The organism is Flavobacterium sp., assembly GCF_031411595.1.
Classification (GTDB): Bacteria; Bacteroidota; Bacteroidia; order Flavobacteriales; family Flavobacteriaceae; genus Flavobacterium.
On sequence record NZ_JANOBI010000035.1, the window covers coordinates 208,254 to 222,427 of the forward strand.

General features: G+C 36.9%; 12 protein-coding genes. 1 reads left to right on the forward strand and 11 read right to left on the reverse strand.

Translation table 11 applies throughout. The features are described from left to right. Positions 1-32 precede the first annotated feature (32 nt). The 11 genes from RMO03_RS08705 to RMO03_RS08755 all read right to left on the reverse strand — a co-directional run bounded on the left by RMO03_RS08705 (position 33) and on the right by RMO03_RS08755 (position 13,224). Complete coding sequence (locus tag RMO03_RS08705) at positions 33-2,576, reverse strand: T9SS type A sorting domain-containing protein (protein WP_309641709.1); 2,544 nt, start codon at positions 2,574-2,576, stop codon at positions 33-35. A 189-nt stretch (positions 2,577-2,765) separates the two neighbouring features. After that, a complete protein-coding gene (locus tag RMO03_RS08710; RefSeq protein ID WP_309641710.1) occupies positions 2,766-5,165 on the reverse strand; it encodes a T9SS type A sorting domain-containing protein in 2,400 nt (799 codons plus the stop codon). A gap of 135 nt (positions 5,166-5,300) precedes the next feature. Beyond that, positions 5,301-6,173, reverse strand: coding sequence for a succinate--CoA ligase subunit alpha (sucD, locus tag RMO03_RS08715; protein ID WP_309641711.1), 873 nt, complete (start codon positions 6,171-6,173; stop codon positions 5,301-5,303). Between the two features lie 82 nt (positions 6,174-6,255). Next, positions 6,256-6,615, reverse strand: a complete 360-nt coding sequence (locus tag RMO03_RS08720) for a nuclear transport factor 2 family protein (RefSeq protein ID WP_309641712.1) — start codon at positions 6,613-6,615, stop codon at positions 6,256-6,258. Position 6,616: 1 nt separating this feature from the next. Further along, positions 6,617-7,546 (reverse strand): UDP-3-O-(3-hydroxymyristoyl)glucosamine N-acyltransferase, encoded by a 930-nt coding sequence (locus RMO03_RS08725; protein ID WP_309641713.1) that lies wholly within the window; start codon positions 7,544-7,546, stop codon positions 6,617-6,619. A gap of 62 nt (positions 7,547-7,608) precedes the next feature. Next, entirely contained in the window at positions 7,609-8,172 is a 564-nt protein-coding gene (gene efp / locus RMO03_RS08730) for an elongation factor P (protein ID WP_309641714.1), read from the reverse strand. 68 nt (positions 8,173-8,240) lie between these two features. Beyond that, positions 8,241-9,026 carry an acyl-ACP--UDP-N-acetylglucosamine O-acyltransferase gene (gene lpxA / locus RMO03_RS08735; protein WP_309641715.1) on the reverse strand — a complete coding sequence of 262 codons (786 nt, stop codon included), beginning with the start codon at positions 9,024-9,026 and terminating at the stop codon, positions 8,241-8,243. An 11-nt stretch (positions 9,027-9,037) separates the two neighbouring features. After that, complete coding sequence (locus tag RMO03_RS08740) at positions 9,038-10,426, reverse strand: bifunctional UDP-3-O-[3-hydroxymyristoyl] N-acetylglucosamine deacetylase/3-hydroxyacyl-ACP dehydratase (protein WP_309641716.1); 1,389 nt, start codon at positions 10,424-10,426, stop codon at positions 9,038-9,040. Positions 10,427-10,429: 3 nt separating this feature from the next. Continuing rightward, entirely contained in the window at positions 10,430-11,461 is a 1,032-nt protein-coding gene (gene lpxD / locus RMO03_RS08745) for a UDP-3-O-(3-hydroxymyristoyl)glucosamine N-acyltransferase (protein WP_309641717.1), read from the reverse strand. Between the two features lie 48 nt (positions 11,462-11,509). After that, entirely contained in the window at positions 11,510-12,745 is a 1,236-nt protein-coding gene (locus RMO03_RS08750) for an HD domain-containing protein (protein ID WP_309641718.1), read from the reverse strand. A 197-nt stretch (positions 12,746-12,942) separates the two neighbouring features. Then, on the reverse strand, positions 12,943-13,224 hold the full coding sequence (locus RMO03_RS08755; protein WP_309641719.1) for a hypothetical protein: 282 nt from the start codon (positions 13,222-13,224) through the stop codon (positions 12,943-12,945). 94 nt (positions 13,225-13,318) lie between these two features. Here RMO03_RS08755 and RMO03_RS08760 point away from each other — a divergent pair, with 94 nt between their 5' ends. After that, a complete protein-coding gene (locus RMO03_RS08760) occupies positions 13,319-14,173 on the forward strand; it encodes an aldose 1-epimerase family protein (RefSeq protein WP_309641720.1) in 855 nt (284 codons plus the stop codon). Position 14,174: the final 1 nt, after the last annotated feature.

Sequence of the window (14,174 nt, forward strand, 5' to 3'; positions counted from 1 at the left end):
CGCAGGGCTTATATTGCTATCGATTTAAATTTTTAATTCTTGGCAAATTTAGCGTTTGTTGTTCCTTTATCCGAATTTATTTTGATAAAATAATTTCCGGTTTTAAAACTCGAAATATCGATGACCGAAACCTGCTCTGCGTTTGGAATTACCAAAATTAATTGCCCCAAAGTATTATAAATATTTATAGAAGATATCGTACAATCCTTAGTTTGCAAATTGAGAATATCATGTGCCGGATTCGGGTACAATTTTACATACTTAGAAAATTCAAAAGCTTGATTACCCAAAGTTTGAATCGACGTTGTTGCAGTATTGGTAATGATTGGTAAATTATAATCAAAGTAAATACGCGCCGTATTTGTAAATGAATCGCCTACCACTAAATCCGATTTAGTCTTGATTTTGAATACAACATATCCTTGATTCAAACCAAATGCATAAGGCAAATTGATGTTTTCGAAAACAAATTCGACTTTATTACCATCCAAAATCTTAGTTACAAAAGCGTGGCTTCCGGTTAAAGGCACTAAAGTCGAAAGATCAAATTTAGAAAGATCGATAGCATCTCTTACAACAATATTATCGGCATTGGCATTCCCCGTATTTTCAAAGCGAATCATATAATGCACATAATCTCCAACCTTAGTCACATCGATGATATCACCTTCCAAACACCTTTTGTCATTCGGATCAAAAGATGCCATCGCAATTTGATGCAGGATAAAATTATTGTCATTCAGGCTTTCATCAGTTGCCGAACTCGCAACAGTGGCTGAAAAAGTTAGCGAATCCCCAAAAAATACTGAAGGAGTTTCAGAACCTGAATTCAAATTAATCATCACTGTAATTTCACGTTGCTCGAAAGGTTGCAAATTGCTAAAAGACCAATTGTAATGATTTGTGGTTTGTGTAGGCAATTCTGGAGTCGCCGATACAAAATCGACAATAGCATCGTTAAAACTAAAATCAACAGTCCCGTTTTGAATGGTGTTTCCTTTATTTTTATACGTTAATCGATACAAAACATTATAACCAGGTCTTGGAACTGAAAGTGGCAACAACAAGATTTCTAAATCCGGATGCACGCCATTGGGCGCGATGCAAAAGTTTTGATTCGAAACACTTCCACTAGGTGTCGAAAAAGGAACATCCACACTTTCGGGTGTTACTGTAAAAAAAGTCGGGTTTTCAAGTTGTGGCACCACAGTAAAAGTGCCTGCATTTGTGTAAAATGAATAATTTGAGGAAGCATCCGTGTAGAAACTATTTTGATTTTGGTTGTCACTAATGACCACTTTCATATCGTGAAATAAGCCATCACTAGCATCGCAGCCATTCTGATTTTGATCGAAAGTAAAACTACCGGCAATCGTATTGTAAATGGTGCTTGGAGAAAAAACACAATCGGAAACTACGGTAACATTAGGTCCAGCATTGTTTTGAACACTCACGATTTGATTGGCATCAACACAAATAAAACTTAAATTGGGATTATTGCTGATATTCAAACCATTTTCGAAAGAGCCGTTTTTTATATACAAACTGGTCAATACATTATTAGAACAATTGAGTACATACAAAACAGGACAAGTGGAAACGTTCAATGTAGGAAGTTGATTGAATTGACAACTTAAATCAAACAAATCGGTACATCCTGTAAAATCTAAAAAAGATAACGCGTTATGATCTAGATTTACTTCACGCAAATTGCTGTATCTTGACAAATCTAGATGTGTCAATAATGTGTTGTTAATTGTCAAATAATACAGTACATTAAAATCTACTAAAGAAAATGTGGTGAGCGGACAATTGACCAAAGACAAATTAAACAAAGCGGCACAACCTGCTATATTGAGGTTGTTCAATGCGGTAGAATTGACCCTTAACACAGTTAAATAAGTACAATTAGACACGTTTAATGTTTGCAAATTATTGACCTGATTGAATTCCAATAAATTCAATTCACTAATGGAAGTGCCGGATAAATTCAAGCTGTTAAGATTGGGTACAATATTGATATAAAAATTACTGAGATTAGTTGCTCCACTAGCATTAATGGAAATCACTTGTGGCATATCATAACATTTCAATTCTGTCAAATTGGTCATGCCTGAAACATCAACTTGTGTTAAATTAGTGTTGTAGCACCAAAGTTTCGTTAAGTTTAAACCCGAAATATTCAATGAAGTTAGCGGATTGTATTGCGTCGCTACAACTTCTAAATTAGGCAACATACTCAAATCTAAGGTTGTGAGCTGATTAAAATCACACGATAAATAGCGAAGATGTATTAATGCTGATAAATTGAGACTGGTCAATACGTTATTTGAACAATTCAAAGATTCTAAATTTGTAAAGTATTCAATACCTGTTAAGTCATAAATGGCAGCATCATTTAGTACTAACGAAGTAGCCAATTGCGCTTCATTTACTTGAACTTGACCGTCGTTATTAAGGTCTAAAGTAACATTTTCTTGGAGTTTATTACTGAAATGATAATCCGGAAAATCGATTGTTTGGGCATTGCTAATGAAACTCAGAAGGCATATAACTAAAAAATAACTTTTTTTCATGCTAAAAATTTTAGATTTTAAAAGTATCATAAATAATTTAAGGGACAAAAAAAAAGGCTGCTTGATTAGACAAACAACCTAATAATTAACGATATTATAAAATATTGGGTAAATTATACCATTATTGATTTTCACTAGATAATCTATTGCGTGAATGTCATATGCTTCATAATTCTTCGCTTCCGAAATTTAATTCTTGATAAATTTAGTGTTTGTAGTTCCTTTATCTGAGTTTATTTTTATAAAATAATTCCCCGTCTTTAGATTAGAAACATCAATGGCAGAAACCTCTTGAGCGTTTGGCACTGCAATTAGCAACTGACCCAGAATATTATAAACAGCAATCGAAGTAATCCTTATCTCTTTTTTTGATTCAATATTTAAAATTGTGGATGCAGGATTTGGATACATTTTAAAATAATCCGTAAACTCAAAATCTTGCGCAGCCAAAACTTGAATCGTGGTGGTTGCATTATTGGTTACAATGGCTGCGTTATAATCAAAATAAATGCTGGCATTATTGGTGAAGGTATCTCCGACTACTAATGTTGGCTTGGTCTTGATTTTAAAAGCTACATAACCATCATTGTTTTGATCGTCAAACGGCAGGTTGATGTTCTCAAAAATGAATTCGACTTTATTGGTTGCTGAAATATTAGCAACACAGGAGTGACTTGCATTGGTTAATATCAGGCTCGAAACATCAAATTTTGCAACATCAATGATGTCTTTCACAACAATATTCTCGGCGTTAGCCGTACCGCTATTTTCAAATCGAATGATATAATCAACATATTTGCCTACCTCACTTGGACTGATTGTATTTCCCTGAATACAGGTCTTGTCATTCGGGTCTACTGAATTAACAACAAGTTGCTTCAATTCTGATCTGTTGTTAGCTAAATGCTCGTCAGACCCATCGATGGTGATATAAGCGAAATAACCTAAAAAGTCACCGGCAATGACAGGTGGTGTTTCTACGGGAGAATTAATATTGAGTTTTACTGAAATCATTCTTTTCTCAAAAGGCTGCAAATCAGAAAAATTCCAATATAAAGTATTCAATGCCGTGCTATCGACTGCAGGATTCGATTCAACCAGATCCATAATAAGGTCTATATAATTAAGGCTCACGGTACCCGATTGTGCCTGATTTCCTATATTTTCATATACAATCATATAATTTGCATCGAAACCCGGTCGGGAAGGATTCAATGGCAAAAGCGTAACCCTTACATCGGAATGAAGGCCAATACTGGTAATGCAAAAGTCGCGGATGGCAGGATTTGATACGTTCGGAAAAGCAATGTTTACCGAAGCCGGAGTGATATTAAAATAAGATGGGTTTTCCAATACCGGCGTAATGGTATAGGATCCGGCGACAAATGCTGTTCCGTAGGCGCCGGTTTGGTTGGCTATAAAATTCTGATTGACAGTGCCGTTCGTTATGGAAAGCTTTAAATTCGGATAACCCATATCCTCCGCATTACAGCCATTATTGTCAGCATCCCAATGTGCATTGCCCTGCAACGTAAAATAATCGCCTCCCGGCGTAAAAGTGCAGTAGGTATTAATCGTACAATTTGGATAACCGTAAACATCCATTACGTTTTTTACACCATTGGCCTGATTTTCATCGCAGCAGACATAATTTAAATTCGGATTGTTAGCCGGATTGATCGTAAATTCATACGATCCGTTCTTAATGCCGAGGCTTTGTAAGTGGTTCGAGCTAAAATTTATAGTAGTTAAAGAATAACAATCTGAAGCGTCTAAAGTTGTCAATAAATTATTCTGAACCTCGATGTCCGATACCTCATGACATCCGCTAAGGTTTACATCGGTCAGCATATTATTATATGCCGTTAGTATCCAGAGTAAATGATTCTGGCTTAGATCTAAAGAACCAATCTGATTGTCGTTGCAGGTAAGCTGATATAGCGCCGTGCAATCAGACACGTCGAGATTACTGATGTCATTGGTTTGCATATCAAGATAACTCAGATGAGAACATCCTGTCAGATTTAGGGAAGTCAATTGATTCGAAGAACAATAAATATGGTCGACCAGGCTTAAACCCGAGCAATCGAGACTCGTGATTTGATTCTGCGGACAATAGAGCGTCTCGAGACTTGTCAGATTGGTCAAGTCAAGAGAAACAAGATTGTTATTCGCGCAAGAGAGGGTTTTCAGATGTGTCAATCCGGCAACGTTGAGTGTTGAAAGATCTGTATTGCTACAACCCAATGTTTCAAGATTGGCAAGTCCCGATGCATTAATCGTTGTGACCGTTGACGAAGTACATGACAATTTATGAAGGTTGGCAAAACCTTCAATCCCATTAAGATTAAGGATATTCCCATAGGTAATCGACAACTCATTGATAATTAAAGCTTCGCTGACCTGCACTTCACCATCGGCGTTGGTATCAATTGCAACGTTGGTGCCCAAGGCATTTTTAGCGATTGCATTCGAAGCGGATGCGTTGATAAGATTCAATTTAAACCGGGCATCGGGAATATTTAGAATCTGCGCGTTGCTGCTGCAAAACAAAAACAGCCCGATAAGTAAAAAGAATATGTTTTTCATAATGTGCGTTTAGTTGATAAATCTACATAAAAAAGTATCACAAATTTTATAATCATTTTTTTTTCAAAAATAAAACAGGCTACCGGAAGAACCAATAGCCTGTATATGCTTTGTAGAGGTTGCTTTTGAGCAATTTTATCCCATTACTTCTTTTACTTTTTTTCCGATTTCAGCCGGCGAATCAACAACGTGGATTCCACATTCTTTCATGATTCTTTTCTTCGCTTCGGCCGTATCGTCCGATCCACCAACAATAGCTCCGGCATGTCCCATCGTTCTTCCTTTTGGAGCCGTTTCACCCGCGATAAATCCGATAACCGGTTTGCGGTTTCCATCAGCTTTAATCCATTTGGCAGCATCTGCTTCTAGTTGACCACCGATTTCACCAATCATTACGATGCATTTGGTTTCGGGGTCATTCATCAATAATTCAACTGCAACTTTGGTTGTAGTTCCAATAATTGGGTCGCCACCAATTCCGATAGCGGTTGTAATTCCCATACCTTGTTTTACTACTTGGTCTGCTGCTTCATAGGTTAATGTTCCTGATTTAGAAACAATACCAACGTTTCCTTTTTTGAAAACGAAACCTGGCATAATACCCACTTTAGCTTCACCTGGCGTAATAACACCCGGGCAGTTTGGTCCGATGAGTGTGCAGTTTCTTTCTTTGATATATTCGTTGGCTTTAATCATATCGGCTACAGGAATTCCTTCAGTAATCGTAATGATTACTTTGATTCCGGCATCAGCTGCTTCCATAATCGCATCTGCTGCAAAAGCTGGTGGAACGAAAATAATGGTGGTATCGGCCCCTGCTTTTTCAACAGCATCTTGCACCGTATTGAAAACAGGACGGTCTAAATGCGTAGTGCCTCCTTTTCCTGGCGTAACACCTCCTACTACATTTGTACCGTATTCAATCATTTGTGAAGCGTGAAAAGTTCCCTCGCTACCTGTAAAACCTTGAACAATTATTTTAGAATCCTTATTGACTAAAACACTCATAATATTTATTTTTTGTAATTTTTAATTGGCTACGCAAAAGTAAGCATTACATCCTACTTTTAAATTTATTTTTTGAAATTATTTACGGCAACTGACTAATCTGATATCCGCGATAGAGTTTGTCATCTTGAAGCTCCCAAATCACCATAAAATGCGCTAAAAGCATTTCTTCTCGAGGATTTTCAATAGTTTTGATATAATGAGAATAACGAACGACAATCAAGTTTCCGTCTTTTAAAATATGACTGATTTTGGCTTTCGAACGCACATACGCTTTACTTAATTCTTTCGCAAGCGTCAATAAATCTTGACGTTTCAATTGTTTCAAACCTGTGCTGCTATTCCAATCTAAAACAACATCGGGATGCAAATAAGCATCCATAATTTCGCTATTAATGAGTGCATCGGATTTGTAAAAATCTTGAACTAATTTCTTAGACATTTTATTTTAATTTATTTAAAATTTCCGGGATTCGTTTTACGTTCGCCAATTGCTTAAGCTTTTCACGCGATTCTTCTATTGGTGTTCCGAAATAGGATTTTCCACCTTCGACCGATTTGGTTACGCCGGTTTGTCCCATAATCACAGCTTTGGTTCCTATGGTGATACCACTCGTAGTACCGACTTGGCCCCACATGGTTACTTCATCTTCAATAATCACACAACCTGCAATTCCGGTTTGTGAAGCGATTAGGCATTTTTTTCCAATAACAGTATCGTGACCCACATGCACTTGGTTGTCGAGTTTGGTTCCTTCACCAATCGTAGTGTCGCCGGTTACGCCTTTATCAATAGTACATAATGCACCAATGCCAACATTGTCTTCAATGACAACTCTTCCACCGGATAACAATTGGTCAAAACCTTCTGGGCGTTTTTTATAATAAAAGGCATCGCCACCAATAACAGTTCCTGCATGAATAATCACATTATCGCCAATAATCGTATTGTCATAAATCGCCACATTGGAATGAATCAAACAATTTTTCCCAATTATAACATTGTTTCCTACGAACGTATTCGGCTGAATCAAAGTGTTTTCGCCAATCTTAGCTGAAGAAGCTATTGACAAATTAGAATGCTGAAATGGTTTGAAATGTTTCGTTAATGTATTGAAATCTCTAAACGGATCTTCTGAAATTAAAAGCGCTTTTCCTTCAGGGCAATCTACTTTTTTATTAATCAAAACAATCGTCGCAGCAGATTGCAATGCTTTGTCGTAGTATTTAGGATGGTCGACAAAAACGATATCACCCGGTTCGACTACGTGAATTTCATTCATACCATAAATTGGGAAATTGATATCTCCGACAAATTCGCAATGCAGCAAATTCGCAATTTCTTGTAATGTATGTTGTTTTGGGAATTTCATTTTGTTGTCGGTTGTGCGTTGTCAGTTTGTCTGAACACTTCTATACTGAACACTGCAAACTATTACTTCACGCGTTCCATATAATTTCCTGAAGTCGTATCAATCTTGATTTTGTCACCTTCATTGATAAATAAAGGAACGTTGATTGTAGCTCCGGTTTCAACAGTCGCAGATTTTGTGGCGTTTGTTGCCGTGTTTCCTTTCACGCCTGGTTCTGCGTATGTTACTTCAAGAACAACAGATGCGGGCATATCCACTGATAATGGTAAATCGGTTTCTGTATTGATGCTGACCATCACGTTTTCGCCTTCTTTTAATAAATCAGGTGAATCTAAAATATCTTTGTTTAATGAAATTTGTTCGAAAGACTCCACATTCATAAAGTGAAACAAATTTCCTTCAGGATATAAAAACTGAAATTTATGATTTTCAACACGCACTTCTTCAATTTTATGACCTGCTGAGAAAGTATTGTCTAACACTTTACCGTTGGTTAAACTTTTGAGTTTGGTTCTTACGAAAGCCGGTCCTTTCCCTGGTTTCACGTGAAGAAATTCAATGATTTTATAAATGTCATTGTTGTATTTGATGCACAATCCGTTTTTAATATCTGAAGTAGATGCCATTGTATATTTGTTTATGGTGTTTAATCGTTTATTTGTTTAATCGTTTAATCGAAGAAGATCAATCAGTTTTAATAATTTCCGGAATAGCCTTTCATGATTCCTCTTGATGAATTTCTGATGAAATCTAAAATCTCATCGCGTTCCGGAGTGGCTTCCATTTCACCTTCGATAATGCTCATCGCTTGCGAAGTGTTGTAATTTTTTTGATATAAGATTCTGTAGATCTCTTGAATTTCTCTGATTTTTTCTGTTGAAAATCCACGTCTTCTGAGTCCAACCGAGTTAATTCCAACATAAGATAATGGTTCTTTTGCTGCTTTCGTATATGGCGGCACATCTTTTCTAACCAAAGAACCACCCGAAACCATCGCATGATCACCTACATGAATAAACTGATGAATCGCTGCCAAACCACCAATAATAGCATGATTACCAACAGTAACGTGACCTGCTAACGCAACACCATTAACGATAATCGCATTGTCGCCAATATGACAATCGTGTGCAATGTGCGCCGTTGCCATAATCAAACAATTGTTACCCAATGTCGTTTGTCCGGAAGCAATGGTGCCTCGATTAATGGTTACACACTCACGAATCGTGCAGTTATCACCAATGATAGCTAAAGAATCTTCGCCACCAAATTTCAAATCCTGAGGAATTGCTGAGATTACAGCACCAGGGAAAATATTACAATTTTTTCCAATTCGTGCGCCTTCCATGATGGTCACATTCGATCCGATCCAAGTTCCATCTCCAATAACGACGTTATTATGTATGGTTGTGAATGGTTCGATGACTACATTTTTGGCAATTTTTGCACCTGGATGCACATAGGCTAAAGGTTGGTTCATCGTATATCTTTTTATTGTTTTTTAGCAATTTGCGCCATCAATTCGGCTTCTGCCACCAATCGACCGTTCGCATAAGCGTTGGCTTGCATGTGGCAAATACCTCTTCGAATTGGACTAATCAAATCGCATTTGAATATTAATGTATCTCCGGGAAGTACTTTGTGTTTAAACTTCACGTTGTCGATTTTCATAAAGAAAGTCAAATAGTTTTCCGGATCAGGAACAGTGCTTAACACTAAAATTCCTCCGGTTTGCGCCATCGCTTCTACAATTAAAACGCCCGGCATTACTGGCGCATCGGGAAAATGACCTACGAAGAAAGGTTCATTCATCGTCACATTTTTCAATCCGACAACATGCGAATCCGATAGTTCGAAAATCTTATCAACCAATAAAAATGGTGGTCTGTGTGGCAACATCGACATGATTTTATGAATATCCATCAAAGGCTCTTGATGTAAATCATAAGTAGGAACAAAATTTCTTTGCTCGATTTTAATCATCTTCGAAAGTTTCTTTGCGAATTGTGTATTCACATAATGACCCGGTTTGTTTGCGATGATTTTTCCTTGGATTCTGGTACCAATCAAAGCCAAGTCACCAATCACATCAAGTAATTTGTGACGCGCCGCTTCATTCGGATAGTGCAAAGTCAAGTTGTCTAAAATACCGTTTGGCTTTACCGAAATCTTTTCTTTTCCGAAAGCGACTTTGAGATTGTTCATAGTCTTTTCAGAAATGTCTTTGTCTACATAAACGATGGCATTGTTTAAATCTCCACCTTTGATTAAGCCTTCATCAAGTAAAGTTTCGAGTTCATGCAGAAAACTAAAGGTACGTGCATCGGCAATTTCATTCTTGAAATCGCTCATCTTTTTCAAGGTCGCATTTTGTGTCCCCAAGACTTTAGTACCGAAATCAACCATAGCCGTTACCTGATATTCATCGCTTGGCATTACGAGGATTTCACTTCCGGTAGCTTCATCGGTGAACGAAATATTTTCCCTCACAACGTATATATTACGTTTGGCCTCCTGCTCTACGATGCCTGCTTTTTCAATGGCTTCGACAAAAAACTTCGAAGAACCGTCCATAATTGGCGGCTCGGAAGCGTCGAGTTCGATGATTACATTGTCTACATCGCAACCTACAAAAGCTGCCAAAACGTGTTCAGAAGTTTGAATCTTAACACCCAACTTTTCTAAATTGGTTCCTCTTTGGGTATTGACTACGTAATTCGCGTCGGCTTCAATCATTGGAGAACCTTCTAAATCTACACGCACAAATGTATATCCGTTATTTTCAGGAGCAGGTTTGAAAGTCATTTTGACTTCTTTCCCTGTATGCAATCCAACTCCAATAAGAGAAATTTCACTCTTTATGGTTTTTTGTTTCACCATCACTTAGTTATTTTTATTGATTGTTTTCTTTAATTCTTCTATTTCTAAGATAATCTTCGGCAGATTTCTAAAGTGCACGTATGATTTACTGTAATCTGTGTATGTAAACGCCGGACTTCCCTGCAATACTTCATTATCCTTGACATTTCTTCCAACGCCTGATTGTGCTTGAATGCGCACGTTATTTCCTATGACAATATGACCGGCGAAACCCACTTGTCCGCCAATGACGCAATTTTTTCCGATTTTGGTGGAACCTGCAACGCCGGTTTGGGCAGCGATTACAGTATGTTCACCAATTTCAACATTATGTGCGATTTGAATTTGATTGTCGAGCTTCACGCCTTTTCTGATGATTGTTGAACCCATCGTTGCTCTATCAATCGTTGTTCCTGCTCCAATATCAACATTATCTTCGATGATGACATTTCCGATTTGTGGAATTGTAGTGTAAGTTCCATCCGCATTCGGAGCAAAACCAAAGCCATCAGCACCAATGACAACACCGGAATGAATAACACAATCATTACCAATCAACGAATCTGAATAAATCTTCGCGCCTGCAAAAACCGTTACGTTGTTGCCAAGAACGACATTATCGCCAATAAAGCAATTCGGGTATATCTTGACATTGTTGCCAATTTTTACATTCGAACCGATGTAACTGAAACTTCCTAAATATAAATTCTCGCCGTACTGAACTGTTTCAGAAACTATTGAAGGTTGCTCAATACCCACTTTACTGTCTTTCTTCGCTTGATCGTAAAATGTCAACAATTTTGTAAATGACAAGTAGGCATCTTCGACTTTGATAAGCGTGGTATTAATTTCCGATTCGGGTGTAAACGAATGATTTACAATCGTAATGGTCGCCTTGGTCGTATAAATATAAGATTCGTATTTTGGATTGGAGAGAAAAGCAATCGAACCATTGTCACCTTCTTCGATTTTCGACAACGCCCAAACTTCAGCATTGGGATTCCCAACGACTTCGCCTTCTAAGATATTCGCTATTTGCTCTGCTGTGAATTTCATTTACTAATCTAAGTGCCGACAAAAATATAAAAAATAGCTTTTAAATGGTTAATTTTCGAGCAGTTGTTTTGGATAACAAATGTAATACTTCGTAACGGGTTTCGACAAAGCTTTCAAATTCAATTGATCGGAAGCTTCCACTACATCTTCAATCGTTTTGTCTTTCTTTAAAATATGAATGGGTTCCGCGTCTTTGCTGTACGCTTGGTTTTTGATTTTCCCTTTAAAAATAAAGTATTCTGCGTCTTCATTTGAAATTCCTGTCGTGGAAGAAAACTTTTGAGTCAACTCATGAATCATCTCTTTAGGGAATTTTTCGCTGCTGAGTTTTATTTTTAATAAATCGCGGTTGATAATCATTTTACTCAACGAACTTAATATGAAATCTTCATCGGTTTGCCATGATTTTAAAGCACTGACGATATCATAATCATCAAGTTGTGCGAACTGATCTAAAACCGAATCTGTAAAATCTTCGAGTTCAATTTTGTTTTTCATGAAGAATAACAAGGCTTTGCTGGATGGCAATTCCGTTCCATTGAGTGTAAGTTCTTTAGCACGCTTGAGTATTTTGGTTAGAATCAGTTCGGCTACCAAACTCGTTTTGTGTAAATAGGCTTGCCAATACATTAAGCGTCTTGCCATCAAAAATTTCTCGATAGAGTAAATCGCTTTTTCTTCCATGACCAAAACATCATCAACAACATTGAGCATTTGAATCAATCGGTCAGAATTGATGTTTCCTTCCGCAACACCAGTATAAAAACTATCGCGTTTGAGGTAATCCATACGATCCATATCCAATTGACTTGAAATCAATTGCAACATGAATTTACGATGGTATTCGCCTTTAAAAACTTGAATTGCCAACGACAATTGTCCCTCAAATTCTACATTCAATCGGTTCATAAACAACAACGAAATGGCTTCATGATTGACATCTTCCACAATACTGTGTTCCATTGCATGAGAAAACGGACCGTGACCGATATCGTGCAACAGAATTGCAATGAGCAATGCATTTTCTTCTTCTTTTGAAATTTGTACTTCTTTAAATTTCAACACTTCAATGGCTTTTTGCATCATGTGCATACAACCCAAAGCGTGATGAAACCGCGTGTGATGCGCACCCGGATAAACCAAATACGACAATCCCATTTGTGAAATGCGACGCAAACGTTGAAAATAAGGATGTTGAATTAAATCGTAGAGTAACGGATTTGGAATCGTAATGAATCCGTAAATCGGATCGTTTAAGATTTTTAGTTTGTTAATTTGACTCAAAGTATGCAGTTTTAGGCGAACAAAGATAGGCAATTTGTTGACTTGTGGATTTGGCAATTGGTTATTTGAAATCGAGTGCCCTAGCCCTGATGGCAACGGCATCCTTTTGTGCCGGCGTTCGGCACAAAAGATTTAGTGAACAGCGGGAAACTGCTCCTAAATGATTCAACAATCAAATTACCGAATCTAGCAATAAACTATATAGATTTAAAAATGCGATTAATAGGAATTCCAATGCCTTGCTTGAGCACCACTCGGTTGTCGGTTACAGCCCAAACCGTGGTTTCGACCATTTTTTTGGATTGGTTGTCTTCGAAAAAAATCTTAATTTTGGAATGCTCCAAATTGCCTAAAGATTGCGCGCGATTCAAGTCGCTATTTCTTTGAAAAATAGCATCTTTGTCTTCCAGAACTTCGTTGTTTGGAAATTTTAGAGAATGAATATTTTCTTTCTCTATGGTTTCAAAGGTAGTTGCCATAATGTTTAAATTTTTATTTATTAATAGATTAGGGACGGTTAAAGTAATAAAATATATTTACAATTAACATCAATAGTCAAATTTATTTAACGTTTTGAAGATATCAATAAAGAATCATCAATTGACTGCAACCATCAATTCTAAAGGGGCTGAGTTGGTTTCTCTCAAAAAAATACTTACCCATCGCGAGTATATTTGGGAAGGCAATCCTGAGTTTTGGGGTAAGCATTCGCCGGTTTTGTTTCCGATTGTGGGCACATTAAAAAACAATCAATACCAGTATAAAAATCAAACTTATACTTTGCCAAGGCATGGTTTTGCTCGTGATTTCGATTTTGAGTTGATTTCTAACACAGATTCGAGTGTTGTTTTTTCATTGCAATCAGCAACAGCTACTAAGAAAGTTTATCCTTTCGATTTTGAGTTGCAAATTCATTATACACTAAAGGAAAACGAACTTGTCGTTTCTTATAAGATTTTGAATAAAACAAATGATGTGATGCCTTTTTCGATTGGAGCGCATCCGGCGTTCGCTTTGTCAGAATTCTTCGATGATTATAGTTTGGAATTCGAATTTCATGAAGCATTAAAAAGCTATACACTTAAAAATGATTTACTTTCAGAAAAAATAACATCGATTCCTATGCATGAAAAACAAGTACCACTTGCCTATTCTTTGTTTGAAAAAGATGCTTTGATTTTTAAAACATTGCGATCAAAAAAAATCACGCTTTTGGAAAACGGCAAACCAATACTCGATTTTCATTTCAAAGATTTCAAAAACTTTGGAATTTGGACGAAAGTGAATGCGCCTTTCATATGCCTTGAACCTTGGCTGGGCTATTCAGATACATTAAACAGCAATGGAAATATTGAAGAAAAAGAAGCCATACAATTCGTTGAAGCGCAAAAAGAATTTAATTGTACATTTAAAATCGAAATACTTTAAC

Excerpts from the sequence above, each read along its gene's own strand:
- RMO03_RS08705 (WP_309641709.1), bottom strand. The coding sequence starts at position 2,576 with ATGAAAAAAAGTTATTTTTTAGTTATATGCCTTCTGAGTTTCATTAGC.
- RMO03_RS08710 (WP_309641710.1), bottom strand. The coding sequence starts at position 5,165 with ATGAAAAACATATTCTTTTTACTTATCGGGCTGTTTTTGTTTTGCAGC.
- sucD (WP_309641711.1), bottom strand. The coding sequence starts at position 6,173 with ATGAGTGTTTTAGTCAATAAGGATTCTAAAATAATTGTTCAAGGTTTT.
- RMO03_RS08720 (WP_309641712.1), bottom strand. The coding sequence starts at position 6,615 with ATGTCTAAGAAATTAGTTCAAGATTTTTACAAATCCGATGCACTCATT.
- RMO03_RS08725 (WP_309641713.1), bottom strand. The coding sequence starts at position 7,546 with ATGAAATTCCCAAAACAACATACATTACAAGAAATTGCGAATTTGCTG.
- efp (WP_309641714.1), bottom strand. The coding sequence starts at position 8,172 with ATGGCATCTACTTCAGATATTAAAAACGGATTGTGCATCAAATACAAC.
- lpxA (WP_309641715.1), bottom strand. The coding sequence starts at position 9,026 with ATGAACCAACCTTTAGCCTATGTGCATCCAGGTGCAAAAATTGCCAAA.
- RMO03_RS08740 (WP_309641716.1), bottom strand. The coding sequence starts at position 10,426 with ATGGTGAAACAAAAAACCATAAAGAGTGAAATTTCTCTTATTGGAGTT.
- lpxD (WP_309641717.1), bottom strand. The coding sequence starts at position 11,461 with ATGAAATTCACAGCAGAGCAAATAGCGAATATCTTAGAAGGCGAAGTC.
- RMO03_RS08755 (WP_309641719.1), bottom strand. The coding sequence starts at position 13,224 with ATGGCAACTACCTTTGAAACCATAGAGAAAGAAAATATTCATTCTCTA.